The following is a 13,881-nucleotide window of genomic DNA, read 5'->3' as shown; positions in this document are numbered from 1 at the left end:
GTAGCTAATAAATTTACTACGCTGCACATCTCTTTCTGATTGAATTAAAATATGGATGAATAAATGTTAAAAGACGTGAAATTATTCACAGACGGCTCTTGTCTTGGAAATCCTGGCCCTGGTGGTTATGGGGCTATTTTATTTTATAAAGGGCATGAAAAAGAGCTTGCTAGAGGCTACGAGCTAACGACGAATAATCGTATGGAGTTACTAGCATGTATTGAAGGTCTAAAAGTATTAAAAGAGCGCTGCAACGTAACGCTAACCACAGATAGCCAATACGTCAGGCAAGGAATTACCAGCTGGATCCATGGTTGGAAAAAAAATGGATGGCGAACAAGCAGCAAACAGCCGGTTAAGAATGTAGATTTATGGAAAGCATTGGATGCGGAGTCACAAAAACATAATATCCAATGGAATTGGGTAAAAGGGCATTCTGGTCATCCTGAAAATGAACGCTGTGATGAATTAGCTAGGAATGCCGCTGAGTCTAGTACGTTAATACCTGATGAAGGTTATATTTCCTAAGCTATTCTGCCCATAAAACTATCAAATACAAAATATGAGTTGAGCCGCACATATGTTTAGCTTAACTCACTTCACAAATTTAAATGAAAATGGCCTAGCACGATTAATCCCATAGCAACGTACTTTAATGCTAAAGCGCAGCACTAAATAACCTAATCCCTGCATATAATGTGATTAACATGCACAATAAGCTGGCTACCAGTGATGCAATTGCTAAATATTTACTGACCATTACTACTTACAACCTATAATTATGAGCTAACAACAACTAATAACATGTATTACTGATGCGTTTGCTTCCATTAGCTTGTATTCAAGCTTGGAAATGCGCAGATCATACGCGCATATTAGTGAGAAGTGGTCTGAGTAGATTTGGAGTCACGTAATTGAATGGTGAACGAGTTAAATATTTTTCATATCGCGTCATTAATCATTTATATAGTTTTCGTAGTTAAAGCACAAAAACCTAACTTGATTAGTTCGCTAGTGCAAGACAGTAACGGTACTAATCGGCTGTTTGCTGCCGTTGCTGTAACTGCCGTACTGTGGAGTTTTGATGCTGGTATATATCCTTTACTAAGCGTGCATTTGCTTGCATCTACCGTTACAACACTGATGTTTGGTTGGCGATTAGCATTAATTGTTCAACTTACCGTCATAGTGTTATTAGTCCTAACAGGACAAATTGCTTGGCAGCATGCTGGTATGACGGGGTTATCTGACTCTGTCGTTACTGTCGGGCTAAGCTACTTTATTTATATGTTAAGCTATCATTACTTACCACGTCACTTTATTGTATATGTGTTCGTTTGTGGTTTTTTTGCTGCTGCATGCTCAATGATTGCCCATATGTTATTCACAACCACTTATTTAGTGCTACTTAATGACTATTTTGGGCAGTACGATTGGCCTATAATACGCGACAATTATTTAATCCTGACATTACTTACTTGGTTTCCAGAAGCATTTTTAAATGGCATGTTGGTAACATTGCTAGTAGTTTACAAGCCCGACTGGATGAGTACGTTCTTCGATTCTGAATATTTAAATAATAAATAATTACTTTTATAACATTCCTTTAGCAGAGATTTATTTTAGTGACCGATATAGTCCAAACCAAACTCAGTGCACCACATTATCGTTGCCCGTTATGTAAAGAGCCTTTGTCACTGATTGAAAACAGTTTCAAATGCTCGAACAATCATAGTTTTGATAAAGCGAAAGAACAATATGTAAATTTACTGCCTGTGCAGCAAAAAAACTCTCTGCAACCGGGTGATGACAAGTCAATGGTGCTGGCAAGAAGAACATTTTTGTCGTTAGGTTATTACGATAAACTTCGGGTTGAAGTAATTAACATCATAAAAAGCACTTTATCAAAGCATGATCAAAGTAATGAAGCTACTAATTTATTGGACTTAGGGTGTGGCGAAGGGTTTTATACCGCACTTTTCTCTAAAGAGTTACAGCAACTCAACTCTAGTAGTACAGCATATGGCATCGATATTTCAAAATCAGCCGTAAAATATGCCGCCAAACGCGACAAACAAAGCCATTATTGTGTGGCTACCAATGCTAGCCTCCCGTTTAATGATGGTTTCGCTGACATAATAACTAACGTTTTTGCGCCTATTGATGCAACAGAGTGCGCACGTATTCTTAAACCAAAGGGAGAATTGGTGAGAGTGTCGCCCGGCCCTAAACACCTTATTGAATTAAAGTCAGAAATTTATGACACTCCTCGGCTACACAAAGCAACCACGGAACCTGAAGGCTTTAAACAAACTGATAATGTTCAGGTAAGCTATCAAATCGCGTTAACCGACCCGCAAGCAATTGAAGCATTAATCGATATGACACCGTTTGCGTGGAAAATATCTACCGAAAACAAAAAACGCTTGTTAAATGAACAAGCGCTTTCATTGTCATTAGATTTTGTGATTGATGTCTATCAGGTTGCGTAGCGAAGTAAACTAAAATAAGTCTTTGGTGAAAGCCTTGTCCATTTCATCAAAGGCACGCTTTAACAGCATGGCTAGCTCAATGTATTTCGGTCTCGCCTTTGCGGTGCTTAACTGACAGCCTTGCTCTTTCATCTTTTGATAAACTTCTTTATACCAAAGCGCCGTACTAGGCGGTAATAACGTATTCGAACGTTTACCTAACCAAAGCAAGCCTTGCACAGGAATTGAAAGAATAAATAAAGCAAAGGTAATTGCTTGTGGTAAATATTCAGTGCCCAAATACTGATACTGAATAAAAACCGACATCACTGCCACCATAGGCAACACGTTAATTGCAAATTGAGTTGCTTTAATAACTCGGTATTCCGGAAAATACGTTGCTAACTCACTTCTCATTGGCCACATTTTGCTATAAGACTGACCATCTCTTATAAGTGACATCAAACTCTTAGGCATACACACCTCTATCATTGTCACAGAACACTACTATTTATTCTACTTCAAGTAGTCAAAATCGCAAACCCAGCGTCCTGTACTTATTCTGCAGGAATACGCGTAAAAGCACCTTTTGGGTCAATATCTCTTCAAGTAAAACATTTAGCATGTAACACTTTTACAAGCTAACCGTGCAGAGAACTCAAATTGTGTTTAAAATAAATATACCTGCTAAGCACATCATCATTGTGCTCTCTTATTCATTAAACTACTTGGAATATTATGACTGAAACTTACGCTTTAGTTCTTAACTGTGGTAGCTCTTCTTTTAAATTTGCCATAATTAACGCCAATACTGGCGAGTCTGCATTGTCTGGGCTTGCAGAATGCTTAGGCAGTGAAGAGGCGCGAATAAAGTGGCATTACCAAGGCGAAAAGCAACAAGAAAACCTTACTAAAAATGCGGCGCATCAAGAAGCCATTACGTCGCTAGTCAATATTATCAAAAGTAATCATTTAGAAAGTCAGCTTAGTGCGGTAGGCCACAGAGTCGTCCACGGTGGCGAAAAGTTTACTTCATCAGTAGTGATTACCGATGATGTACTCTCTACCATTTCTGACATGGCTAGGTTAGCTCCGCTTCATAATCCAGCAAACTTAATTGGGATAAAAGCTGCGCAACGTGCCTTCCCTACTCTTCCACAAGTAGCCGTATTTGATACTGCATTTCACCAAACTATTCCTGAATGTGCATACCTTTACGCCCTTCCCTACAATTTATATGAAGAACATGGCGTTCGCCGGTATGGCTTTCATGGTACGAGCCATTACTATGTAACGGAACAGGCAGCTAAGATTTTAAATAAACCCACGTCTGAAATTAATGTAATCAGTGCCCATCTGGGTAATGGCTGCTCGGTCACTGCGATTAAAAATGGTCAGAGTGTAGACACAAGCATGGGGCTCACCCCTTTAGAAGGGTTAGTAATGGGAACCCGTAGTGGCGATTTAGACCCTGGCCTATTCAACTACTTAACCCAACAACTTTCTTATTCTGCTGAACAAGTGGATGCTTTACTCAACAAAAAAAGCGGTTTACTTGGATTATCAACATTAAGTAATGACTGTCGCACACTGGAAGAAGCGATGGAACAAGGTAATACACAAGCAACACTTGCACTTACTGTTTTTTGTTATCGTTTAGCGAAATATATCGCCTCCTACACAGTGCCGCTTGGCAAACTGGATGCTGTAATATTTACAGGTGGAATTGGTGAAAATTCAGCGTTCATTCGCGAAAAAGTGCTTAGTCTGCTTACTATTTTTGGTTTTGAAGTAGACAATAATGCAAACTTAGCTGCGCGTTTTGGCGCACAAGGCTGTATTACTTCGGCCACCAGCCCACTAGCACTGGTAATTCCCACCAATGAAGAATGGGTAATTGCTAAAGATGCATTATCGCTGGCACATTCTACTAACCATTAACATATTTACTTAAAAGGATATAAATATGGCACCACGTATTATGCTTGTTCCTATTGGGACTGGCGTTGGCCTCACCTCGGTAAGTATGGGGTTAGTACGCGCAATGGAGCAAAAAGCGGTTAATGTAAATTTTTTCAAGCCGATTGCACAGCCACGAAAAGGCGATACCGGCCCCGAGCGTTCAACCGAGATCATAAGAAAAAGTAGTACGCTTACTCCCGCCGTCCCGTTAAAACTTTCTTATGCAGAACAAATGATTGGTGATGGTCGCGGCGACGAATTATTAGAAGAAATTATTGGCCGGTTTGAATCGAGCATCGAGTCAGAGCAAATTGTTGTTATAGAGGGCATGGTTCCCACAAGAAGACAGCCTTATGCAGGCAGAGTTAATAAAGAAATTGCAAATGCCTTAGGAGCTGATGTGGTATTTGTAATTACACCTGGGGTAGATACCACAGAGCAGCTTGAAGACCGCTTAGAAATTGCAGCATCAAACTATGGCGGTATAAAAAGCGGTAAAGTAATTGGGTGCGTATTTAATAAAGTAAACGCGCCTACTGATGAAGAAGGCCGCGCCCGTGGTGACTTATCAGAAAAATTTGATGACAGCCAAACACAAGCCGAAATTGACCGAATAAGCAGCATTCCGTTATTTAGGAAAAGTAATTTTAAACTACTTGGCTGTATTCCTTGGAATTTTGACTTAGTAGCCCCTAGGGTGAAAGATCTTGCACGTTATTTAAATGCAACAGTGTTAAACAAGGGCGATTTGGAGCACCGACGCTTACGTTCAATTAATTTTTGCGCCAGAACCGTAACGAATATGCTAAGCCACTTTAAACCTGGCTCGTTATTGGTCACTCCAGGGGATCGTAGTGACGTAATCGTTGCTGGTTGTTTATCTGTAATGAATGGCACCAAAGTTGGCGCAATTTTACTAACGGGAGGAATAGAACCTGAACCAAGTATTATGAAACTGTGTGAACATGCTTTTGAAACTGGCATACCATTACTGATGACAGACTCAGACACTTGGAAAACCTCTATTCTGCTGCATAACTTTAATTTAGAAGTGCCAACTGATGACGAGCAGCGTATCGAAAAAGTAAAAAACCATACTGCACAAGCAATCAATCCAGACTGGCTTGATAGTCTGACTCAGCAGGCAGTGAAAGTGCGAAAAATGTCGCCGCCGGCATTTCGATATATGCTAACAGAGCGTGCCCGCAATGCAGATAAAACTATTGTTTTACCTGAGGGTGACGAGCCTAGAACAATCAAGGCTGCTGCCATGTGCGGCGAGCGAAAAATTGCGCGAACCGTATTATTAGGCAAAAAAGAACAAATTATTCGAATTGCCGATCAACAAGGGGTGATGCTAAACGATTATGTATCCATTGTTGACCCTGATTCAGTTAGAGAAAGGTATGTAAAACATTTAGTAGAGTATCGAAAGCACAAAGGCATGACTGAAGTTGTTGCACTTGAACAACTTGAAGATAATGTTGTGCTTGGCACTATGATGCTTGCACTCAATGAAGTGGATGGTTTGGTGTCAGGTGCTGTACACACCACGGCAAATACTATAAGACCTCCACTCCAATTAATAAAAACATCACCTGACAGCAGTTTAGTTTCATCAATATTCTTTATGCTGTTGCCAGATCAAGTTCTAGTGTATGGCGACTGTGCTATTAATCCAGATCCAGATGCAGAGCAATTGGCCGATATCGCGATTCAGTCTGCTGACTCTGCTGAAGCATTTGGTATTCCACCACGTGTTGCCATGATCAGTTACAGTACAGGTAGCTCTGGAAAAGGTGCAGACGTCGATAAAGTACGAAAAGCAACCGAGCTTGCTAAACAAAAAAGGCCCGACCTTATCATTGACGGTCCACTACAATATGATGCCGCCATCATGAAAAGTGTGGCATTAAGTAAAGCACCTGACAGCCCAGTTGCAGGGCAAGCAACGGTATTTATTTTTCCAGATTTGAACACAGGCAATACAACCTATAAAGCAGTGCAAAGAAGTGCCGATTTAGTGAGTATTGGCCCAATGCTGCAAGGTATGAATAAACCCGTAAACGACTTATCTCGCGGCGCCTTAGTTGAAGATATTATTTATACTATTGCGTTAACGGCAATACAGGCGAATCAAGAAAAGAAGTAGTACATAACATTATGCTTAAGGCACTTATTAATCGTATCTGATAGGTGCCTAAATACGTTATATTTTAAAGGTGACAATAATTAAGCAAACCATTAGATCATCTTTTAAAGCCAACAAATACAGTAACATAAATAATTAATACGCCGTAACTAACAAACTTATCCACAATTATTGTGGACAACATTTTTCAAACCAAAAAGTTACGTTTAGCTTTAGAGATACCGAGCAATTTATGTTACTTTTAGAAACACAAGTAAACTTAATCGATTTATATCATTTGAGTCGATTAATGTAAGTACGCTAAATAACTATAAGAGTAAAGTAATGTCTAAACAAACTCTTGAATTGCTCACTGAAACATTTCGTATACATAGTTTACCACCCGGTAGAGCTGTACCGTCTTGTGTATTTGAAAGCCCTATTTTTTTTATTGGCAAAACATTTGACGAACTTTCAATAGTTTGCCCTGAATCGATTGAGGTCGATAGCCTTGAATCTGAAGGTGGATGGGGAGCGCTAGAAGTGCTGGGGCCATTAGGGTTTTCTCTTACGGGTATTTTGTCTAATATTTCAGGCGTGCTCGCAGCACAGAATATAAGTATCTTTGCAATATCAACATTTGATACCGACTATATTTTAGTTAAACAAGTTACAATGTCTCGTGCGATATCGGCATTACGCAAACAAGGCTACACAGTTTTAACGGAACACAGTTAAGAAAATTAGCTAACCCGATAATAGAATAAGCATCGTCTCATCACACAAGTAATCATAACAAACGAGAAATACATGCAGTTTTTAGAGAAAGTAGTGAAAGTAGATAGTGTAAATAAGCAAAAAGGCTTTTTTGTTTTAGCACCGCTTTCCGGCAATGTATTATCACTAGACGAAGTGCCTGATCCCATTTTTCAACATCGAGTGCTTGGAGATGGTATAGCTATCGAGCTCTCAGGTAACCAAATGTGCTCACCTGTGAATGGTATTATTACTGAGCTATCAAATAGTTGTGACAGGGTACAACTGCAATCTGACAAAGGACTGAAGATATTAATACACATAGGCTTAGGCACAAGTACATTAATGGGGCAAGGGTTTAAGCAATTAATAAAAGAACAACAAAAAGTGAAAGCTGGACAACCTATTCTTCAATACGACATTAGACTTATTCAACAACACGCATCGTCACTGTTAAGCCCAGTTATTATTACCAATTCAGATAAAATCGGCTCTATTTTTTGCGATAAACAAAGAGTCACAGCAGGAGAAGATATACTTTTTGTGGCCGCACCAAAAACATCCTCAGTAAAAAGCAAAGCCAAACGCGAACAAGCAAAATAAACGTTTATTTTTAATCATTAGCATTCATCGGAAAAAACATGACAAATAGTACAACCACGCTTTACGGCATCAAAAACTGTGACACTATCAAAAAAGCAAAAAAGTGGCTTGAACAGAATAATATAGATTACACTTTTCATGATTACCGTACTGACGGTTTAACTGAAAACTTACTCACTACTTTTGAAGCAGAGTTAGGTTGGGAGTCACTATTAAATAAACGTGGTACAACCTTTCGCCAATTGGATGATAGCCAAAAAGAGAGCTTAGAGCGTGATCCAGCATTGGCATTAATGTTGGCTCAACCTGCGATGATTAAGCGCCCAGTACTGGTTACAAATAGCCAATACCACTTAGGTTTCAAGACTGCTCAATACCAAGTCATTTTCGAAAAGTAATCATATTCATGGAAAAACAACACCTATCATCACCGGTTATTGAGCTAGCTGAGCAGTTAATCGCACGTGAATCCGTTACACCGAATGATGCGGACTGCCAAACTATCATGGCAGACCGACTAGCAAAATTAGGCTTTCACAATGAGTCAATGCCTTTTGACGACACATTAAATCTGTGGTCACGAAAAGGAACTGAAACACCTGTTTTTTGTTTTGCAGGCCATACTGATGTGGTGCCTACAGGCCCTGAATCTGAATGGGACACGCCACCATTCACCCCTACACTCATTGATGGTTTTTTACATGGTAGAGGCGCAGCAGACATGAAAGGCAGCTTAGCTGCAATGATTGTTGCAACTGAGCGATTTGTTAATGAACACCCTGCTCACAAAGGTTCAATCGCGTTCTTAATTACCAGTGACGAAGAAGGTCCATTTATAAATGGAACAACACGGGTAATCGATACGTTAGAAGCCAGAAATGAAAAGATTGACTTCTGTATTGTGGGTGAACCAAGTAGCACTGACTTTGTAGGCGATGTTGTTAAAAATGGCCGCCGTGGTTCATTAACTGGAGAATTAACTGTTAAGGGTATTCAAGGGCACGTTGCTTATCCTCATCTCGCTAAAAATCCTGTTCACAACGCATCACTGGCACTTCATGAAATGTCAGAAATAACATGGGATAACGGCAACGAATACTTTCCACCTACGAGCTTTCAGGTATCAAATATACATGCTGGGACAGGTGCAGGTAACGTGATACCTGGAAAGTTAGATGTGATGTTTAACTTTCGATATTCGACTGAAGTGACTGCTGATATCCTCATACAACGTACAGAAGCACTGCTCAATAAACATCATTTAGATTACGATATTAAGTGGACATTTAATGGTCTTCCTTTCCTAACTGATCACGGTGATTTACTTCATGCAGTTAACTATGCAGTAGAGAGTGTAAATCAAAAGCCGCCACAATTGCTGACCACAGGCGGCACCTCCGACGGTAGATTTATTGCACCAACAGGCGCTCAAGTCATAGAGTTGGGCCCATGCAATGCCACCATCCACAAAGTAAACGAATGTGTTGCTGTAGATGATCTGGAAAAATTAGTACATATGTACCAAGGTATACTTGAACAACTACTTACTTAGTGTGCACTTAAAAGATAGGAACAAACCATGACCGACTCTGAATTGCAGCGTGTATCCGCTTATAACATCGCCCAAGATCTGACCGGTCATACAACTGAGCATCTTGTCTCGTTACCAAATGGCCACTTTGTTCACAAAGATGTGGCCGATCCTTTTAGTGCATTACAGCAGGCTGCTGGCTCAGCAGGTTTTGATTTGCAATTAATTAGTAGTTTTCGAGCATTTGACAGACAATTAGCCATATGGAACGGAAAGTTTTGTGGCGCAAGGCCTGTATTCGACTTATACGGGGCTCAATTAGATATGAATACATTATCTGATTGGGATAAATGCAAAGCGATCATGCTTTTTTCAGCGTTGCCTGGCACGAGTCGCCATCACTGGGGAACAGATTTCGACTTTTATGACCACCGCTCGTTACCAGAAGATTATAGTGTGCAATTGGTTGCCCAAGAGTACACTGAAGATGGTCCCTTCCAAGGACTAACCCAATGGTTAATTCATCATGCAAGAAACTATGGCTTTAGCTTTCCATATAAAAGCTTCCGTGGAGGCGTTGCAGCCGAACCTTGGCATATCAGCTACCATACTCTCGCTAACACTTTTCAAAAAAAACTCGATCACGATACCTTGTGGCAAATTTTAATTGAGCACGATATCGAAGGAAAAGCAGCCTTACTCCAAAATATCGATTTTATTCTAGAAAATTACATTCATAATATTCATACAATCGGCTAGAAAAACAGAATAAATGGGTGCTTACAGCTTAATTCGTCAATTAAATTTTCAGCAGCACCTATCCTTAATATAAGCATCAACAATAACTGTACGCCAAGTTCACGTTGAACTTCAAACAACTCCTAACATAGGCTCTTAAATGAACAATTACATGATCATATTAATTATTATTTTAGTATTAGCTGTGGTGGTAGGTAACATCATGTTATTAAAACACACCGCAAAGTTAGACATGAAAAAGTTTAACCAAGATCCTATAAAAAAAGCGGAAGATAACCTTAAGAAGCAATCACGAGAAGATGATAAACCATCCAACAATTGAGATATACATATAACCCATTTAGATTAAAATGTAACAAGATATACAATTGAAACATTTTAGAAAGGAATAAATCTTAATAAAAATCAAAGACTAAATGGAAAAGTAAGCTTTTTCAAAAAAATAAAGCTTAAATTTTGCACATTTTGTAACACTTAACTACATTCAATAGGTCACTGATTGTTCAATCACCAAGGTGACAAATAAAAAGAATAATAAATAGTTAGGGATATAAAATGAAAAATGCATTTCAAAAAAGCGTAACAGCATTAGCTGTTGCAGCATCATTAAGTATTATTACCCCCTCTCATGCAGCGTCAAACACTCAAGGTGGATTAGTGGGTCAGGCTGTTAACGATGTGGGACAAATTATCAGCCAAGCTAGCGTCACTGTTAGAAATTTAGATACAGGGTTAACCCGCACCGTTACCACTGACGATAAAGGAATATACCGCTTTCCTCTGTTGCCAGCAGGTGACTATGAAGTTTTTGCGGAAAAACAATCACTCGGTGAATCTAACCATCAAAAGGTAAAAATTCGAATAGGGCAAAATGCTAGCCTCAATTTATCATTTTCAGATGAAGAAATTGAAGTTATTGAAATTGCAGGCGGCAGCATAACAATGATAGACACTAAAAGCAGTGAATCTGTCATGATTATGGACAGCGCGACCATTGAGCGCTTGCCCGTGGCGCGCGATGTGACCTCTGTTGCCCTATTGGCACCAGGTGTTACTCAAGGTGATTCCGCATTCGAAGGCGATAGTAAGTTAGCCTCATTTAGTGGCTCATCTGTAGGTGAAAATGCTTACTATATCAATGGACTTAATACTACAAACTTTAGGAATGGCTTAGGTGGCTCGCAGGTGCCATTTGAATTTTATGAGCAATTTGAAGTTAAAAGTGGTGGATATGGTGCTGAATATGGTCGCTCTACCGGTGGTGTAGTAACAGCAATTACTAAGTCTGGGGGTAATACAACAAAGTTTGGCTTCTCAGCTTATTACGAACCGGATGCATTGAGTGAAGATAAACCTAACGTATTCAACGCTGCAGGCGAAGAAGTACAAATCGGCGATCAAGATGAAAAAGATGAATATGATTTCAATGTTTACTCATCTGGCGCCATTATAAAAGATGAGCTGTTTTATTATGTATTGCTCAACCCAAGATCTCAAAACAAAAAATATAACTCATCCACTCTTGGCTCTACTAATTATTATGAGCGCGACCAAAGCTCGTTATTCTGGGGGTTAAATCTAGATTGGTATATCAATGATAACAACATTGTAGAATTTACCGCATTTAGCGACAAACGCGAAGAAGACCTTATAACTTCCACTTGGGATAGAGCGACAAACACCATTGTTGATGACTCATCTGCAAAGTCTTTGGAAGAACGCGGTGGTGATAACTACGCCTTAAAATACACGTCAATCATTACAGATGATCTACAAGTAAGTGCACTTGTTGGCTTAAACCGATATGACAGAACAGATAGTAGTGAGTTCGATACGACTTGTCCTTGGGTTTATGATTCGCGTGACGGTGGCCTTACTAAAATGGGCTGTTGGGCTACCGCAAACACAGTTACGGCTGATGACGAACGAAAAGCCTTACGCATCGATGTAGACTACAACATTGGTGATCACGCACTTCGTTTTGGGTTAGATTTTGAGTCTAATACCATCAATAATATCGAACAATATTCTGGTGGTCGATATTACCGTTACTTTACCGCGGGTGAAGGCGGTGCGTTTAACGGTCAATTAGCTGAAGGCGAAGAGTACTACCGTTTAATTGAACGAACCAGTAATGGGTCATTTGATACTGATACAACAGCGCTTTATTTCCAAGATACTTGGCAAGCTACTGACAACTTGGTGCTAACCTTAGGTGTTCGTAATGAAACGTTTGACAATATGAATATTGAAGGCGATTCATTTATTAAGGTCACTAATCAATGGGCGCCTCGAATTGGTGCATCATGGGATGTTAATGGTGATGGCGAAACGAAAGTGTACGCACACTTAGGGCGTTATTATTTGCCCGTCGCGGCAAACACAAATTTACGTTTAGCTGGCGCAGAGCTATATACTCGTCGCTACTTTAAACTCGATGGCTTGACCGCTGACTCGACGCCAACCAATGATTATTATGATGATATAACGGGCACAACCAATGATCATCCAAATCAAATTGGCGCAACCACTGTATACGATGATGGTATAGTTGCTGATACAAGTTCAATTGTTGATGCGAATATTAAGCCTATGTATCAAGACGAATTGATTGTTGGCTTTCAACATCAATTGAATGATGATTGGACTATTGGCGTACGCGGCACCTATCGAGATTTAGCAACATCAATTGAAGATATTGCTATTGACGCAGGTTTGCAGCGTTACGCAGATGAAAACTCTGGTGTCGACCTAGAACTGGGTGGTTTTGATTATTATGTACTTACCAATCCTGGTAACGACATGCAAATAACAGTAGATGCTGATGGCGATGGTGAGCTAGACAACATTACCTTAACTGCAGAACAACTTGGATACCCAGAGGCTCAACGACAATATGCTGCATTAGACTTCATGTTTGAGCGAGCATGGGATGGAAAATGGATGTTGCAGGGTTCTTATACATGGTCGCATAGCTGGGGTAACTCAGAAGGTGCAGTGCGTTCAGATAATGGCCAAGATGATTCTGGTTTAACAACTAACTTTGACCAACCAGGGTTAACTGATGGTGCGTATGGCAACCTACCAAATGACCGTCGTCATCAAGTAAAACTATTTGGTGGATATTCCATTACTGAAAATCTTACTTTTGGTGCAAACTTCTCGTGGCAAACGGGTCGTCCACTAAATGCATTCGGTTACCACCCAACCGATGACTTTGCTCAAGCTTATGGCTCTGAATCTTTCTATAAAAATGGCCAACTTGTTCCACGCGGTAGCCTAGGCAATCAACCTAGTTTCTGGAGCATGGATTTAGCCGCTAAATACGCTATGGAAATCCAAGGTGCTGATGTCGTGTTTGCACTCGACGTTTTCAATGTGTTTAACAATGATACTGTTAGACAAACATACGAAATTGCTGACTCAGAAGATTCTGGACACTTTGAAGGTGTAGGTACACATCCTACTGATGAGTATTTTGGACTAGCAGACAACCATCAAACACCAAGATATGTACGTTTAAGTGCAACGGTTAGGTTCTAATTAGTTACAAATAGTTAGATCAATGCACGTAAAGCCCCGCTACTTAGCGGGGCTTTTTATTACCACCAAACAAAAAATCTGTTACAGGGTCAAAAAAGCCAGTGCTGTACACTGGCTCAATCAGG

13 protein-coding genes are annotated in these 13,881 nt (G+C 39.9%); 12 read left to right on the top strand and 1 reads right to left on the bottom strand.

The window, feature by feature from the left end:
* Window positions 1–63 precede the first annotated feature (63 nt).
* The 3 genes from rnhA to rlmA all read left to right on the top strand — a co-directional run bounded on the left by rnhA (window position 64) and on the right by rlmA (window position 2,492).
* Complete coding sequence (rnhA, locus tag HUU81_RS06125) at window positions 64–528, top strand: ribonuclease HI (RefSeq protein ID WP_199611379.1); 465 nt, start codon at window positions 64–66, stop codon at window positions 526–528.
* 390 nt (window positions 529–918) lie between these two features.
* On the top strand, window positions 919–1,587 hold the full coding sequence (locus HUU81_RS06120; protein ID WP_199611378.1) for an energy-coupling factor ABC transporter permease: 669 nt from the start codon (window positions 919–921) through the stop codon (window positions 1,585–1,587).
* A gap of 38 nt (window positions 1,588–1,625) precedes the next feature.
* The gene (gene rlmA / locus HUU81_RS06115) at window positions 1,626–2,492 is read left to right on the top strand and encodes a 23S rRNA (guanine(745)-N(1))-methyltransferase (RefSeq protein WP_199611377.1); all 867 of its coding nucleotides are present in this window, start codon (window positions 1,626–1,628) and stop codon (window positions 2,490–2,492) included.
* A gap of 9 nt (window positions 2,493–2,501) precedes the next feature.
* Here the strand turns inward: rlmA and yfbV are convergent, their stop codons facing one another.
* A complete protein-coding gene (gene yfbV, locus HUU81_RS06110; RefSeq protein ID WP_199611376.1) occupies window positions 2,502–2,948 on the bottom strand; it encodes a terminus macrodomain insulation protein YfbV in 447 nt (148 codons plus the stop codon).
* 261 nt (window positions 2,949–3,209) lie between these two features.
* On the opposite strand from yfbV, the gene HUU81_RS06105 reads away from it, so the two are divergent.
* From HUU81_RS06105 to HUU81_RS06065, 9 genes are all read left to right on the top strand, one after another.
* Window positions 3,210–4,412 carry an acetate kinase gene (locus HUU81_RS06105; protein WP_199611375.1) on the top strand — a complete coding sequence of 401 codons (1,203 nt, stop codon included), beginning with the start codon at window positions 3,210–3,212 and terminating at the stop codon, window positions 4,410–4,412.
* 25 nt (window positions 4,413–4,437) lie between these two features.
* Entirely contained in the window at window positions 4,438–6,585 is a 2,148-nt protein-coding gene (pta, locus tag HUU81_RS06100) for a phosphate acetyltransferase (protein WP_199611374.1), read from the top strand.
* 324 nt (window positions 6,586–6,909) lie between these two features.
* Entirely contained in the window at window positions 6,910–7,302 is a 393-nt protein-coding gene (locus tag HUU81_RS06095; protein ID WP_199611373.1) for an ACT domain-containing protein, read from the top strand.
* A gap of 72 nt (window positions 7,303–7,374) precedes the next feature.
* Entirely contained in the window at window positions 7,375–7,923 is a 549-nt protein-coding gene (locus HUU81_RS06090) for a PTS sugar transporter subunit IIA (protein ID WP_199611372.1), read from the top strand.
* A gap of 38 nt (window positions 7,924–7,961) precedes the next feature.
* Window positions 7,962–8,321, top strand: coding sequence for an ArsC family reductase (locus tag HUU81_RS06085; protein ID WP_199611371.1), 360 nt, complete (start codon window positions 7,962–7,964; stop codon window positions 8,319–8,321).
* An 8-nt stretch (window positions 8,322–8,329) separates the two neighbouring features.
* Window positions 8,330–9,475 carry a succinyl-diaminopimelate desuccinylase gene (dapE, locus tag HUU81_RS06080; protein ID WP_199611370.1) on the top strand — a complete coding sequence of 382 codons (1,146 nt, stop codon included), beginning with the start codon at window positions 8,330–8,332 and terminating at the stop codon, window positions 9,473–9,475.
* A 27-nt stretch (window positions 9,476–9,502) separates the two neighbouring features.
* Window positions 9,503–10,213 (top strand): M15 family metallopeptidase, encoded by a 711-nt coding sequence (locus HUU81_RS06075; protein ID WP_199611369.1) that lies wholly within the window; start codon window positions 9,503–9,505, stop codon window positions 10,211–10,213.
* Window positions 10,214–10,352: 139 nt separating this feature from the next.
* Complete coding sequence (locus HUU81_RS06070; protein ID WP_199611368.1) at window positions 10,353–10,535, top strand: DUF2897 family protein; 183 nt, start codon at window positions 10,353–10,355, stop codon at window positions 10,533–10,535.
* A gap of 233 nt (window positions 10,536–10,768) precedes the next feature.
* Entirely contained in the window at window positions 10,769–13,756 is a 2,988-nt protein-coding gene (locus tag HUU81_RS06065) for a TonB-dependent receptor (RefSeq protein ID WP_199611367.1), read from the top strand.
* Window positions 13,757–13,881: the final 125 nt, after the last annotated feature.

The sequence above is a fragment of the Flocculibacter collagenilyticus genome, from assembly GCF_016469335.1.
Classification (GTDB): Bacteria; Pseudomonadota; Gammaproteobacteria; order Enterobacterales; family Alteromonadaceae; genus Flocculibacter; species Flocculibacter collagenilyticus.
This window is presented reverse-complemented; position numbering and strand designations above follow the sequence as displayed.